Origin of the sequence: Pseudomonas inefficax (assembly GCF_900277125.1) — a bacterium.
In the GTDB taxonomy this organism is placed as follows: Bacteria; Pseudomonadota; Gammaproteobacteria; order Pseudomonadales; family Pseudomonadaceae; genus Aquipseudomonas; species Aquipseudomonas inefficax.
Genome location: NZ_OPYN01000041.1, coordinates 1 through 1,441 on the forward strand (window position 1 = coordinate 1; position 1,441 = coordinate 1,441).

The following is a 1,441-nucleotide window of genomic DNA, read 5'->3' on the forward strand; positions in this document are numbered from 1 at the left end:
GCATGCCTTTTTCCAGGTCGGCAATATGCATCGAGCCGCCTTTGCCCCCGCACACGCCGGTCTTCTTGCCGTAGATNTCGGCCATCATGCCGTACACATCCACGCCCTTGGCGATGCAATGGCCATGACCGGGGTGAGTCGACGCGATGCAGTCGCCGTCGCTCAGGTGGGCCATGACCGCGGCGGCGGAAGCTTCTTCGCCGGCATACAGGTGGACGAAGCCGGGGATCTCGCCGGTGGCGAACTCCACGTGCAGACGTTCTTCGAAGGCGCGAATGGTGCGCATCACTTCATAGGCATGCAGCAATTGTTCGGTACTGAGTTGATTGGACATCTTGTTGTTCTCCAGGGTTGTCTCAACACGGGTTTGCAGGGTGCAACCGGTGGCCACGGGGCACGGCCAGCAGGTGATGGCGGGCGGCATGCGCCAGCACGGCCTCGACGTCCACGCTCAATGGGCCTTGGTGGTCGAGGGTGATGGTGGGGGTGTCGTGTTCGGCGAATTCGATTTCGCGTTCACCGTCCAGCGCCAGCGTGCCGCTGGCCAGGCTCAGGCGATGGGCAACGCCGGGTGTCAGCGGGCCGCTGGCGGTGATACCGCAGCCTTGCAGCAGGCCGGGTGCCAGCGGTGCCAACAGTGCTTGTTCGGCACCGGGGTTCAGGCGTACCCAGGCGCCGTGCGGGTCCTGGCGCGACACCGGGCACCACAGGCCGCACAGGGCCGACAGGCCGATGGCATGGGGTTCGGCGAAACAGGCGAAGACTTCGCAAAGGTCCTCGCTGCGGCTAAGGGCCCGAGCGCCGATGAAGCGCTGGGGCGACACTGCCACCTCGACCAGGGCCCATTCGGCAAGCTGCTGCTCGGGCACCTTCACCAGCAGGCGCTTGTTGCGGCGCAGGCCGATGCTGGCCGGTACCCGGCCGCTGGCAAGCAGGCCGCCGGCCAGGCCAGCGCTGGTGGCTTCGCGCAGTTCGGGGAACGCATTGTTGGTGCCGGTGGACAAGGTCAGCAGCGGTACGTCACCGGCCTCGGCGGCGACTGCCTTGTGAGTGCCGTCGCCCCCGAGCACCGCGATCATCGCCACACCGCGCTCGACCATGAGGCGGGTGGCCAGTCGGGTATCGGCAACAGTCTGGGTCAGCGGCAGGTCGAGTATCTCGATGGCTGGCCAGTGCTGGTCACGGGCGCCCGGGCCCTGGCCGGCCTTGAGCACTGCGGCGGCAATGCCGGTCATGTCGCTGGGCAGCAGCACCTGGCCGATGCCGGTGGCACCGAAGGCGGCCAGCAGGCGCTGGATCGCCGAAGCCTTGTCGGTGCTCGAATAGAGCCCGGCATTGGCGGTCAGGCGGCGCAGGTCGCGGCCAGAGGCAGGGTTGGCAATGATCCCGACGGTCGGGGCGGGTAGCGGCATGGCGCACCTCGTATTTTTGTTTGCCAAGG

General features: G+C 67.1%; 2 protein-coding genes. Both read right to left on the bottom strand.

The features are described from left to right. Positions 1 to 334, bottom strand: a 334-nt coding sequence (locus JV551A3_RS04365) for a thiamine pyrophosphate-dependent enzyme (protein ID WP_235874540.1), incomplete at its 3' end; no start/stop codon positions are given. A 22-nt stretch (positions 335 to 356) separates the two neighbouring features. After that, positions 357 to 1,412, bottom strand: a complete 1,056-nt coding sequence (locus tag JV551A3_RS04370; RefSeq protein ID WP_133978366.1) for an ATP-NAD kinase family protein — start codon at positions 1,410 to 1,412, stop codon at positions 357 to 359. Between the last annotated feature and the right edge of the window lie 29 nt (positions 1,413 to 1,441).

Coding starts and splice junctions, on each gene's coding strand:
- JV551A3_RS04370 (WP_133978366.1), bottom strand. CDS start 1,412: ATGCCGCTACCCGCCCCGACCGTCGGGATCATTGCCAACCCTGCCTCT.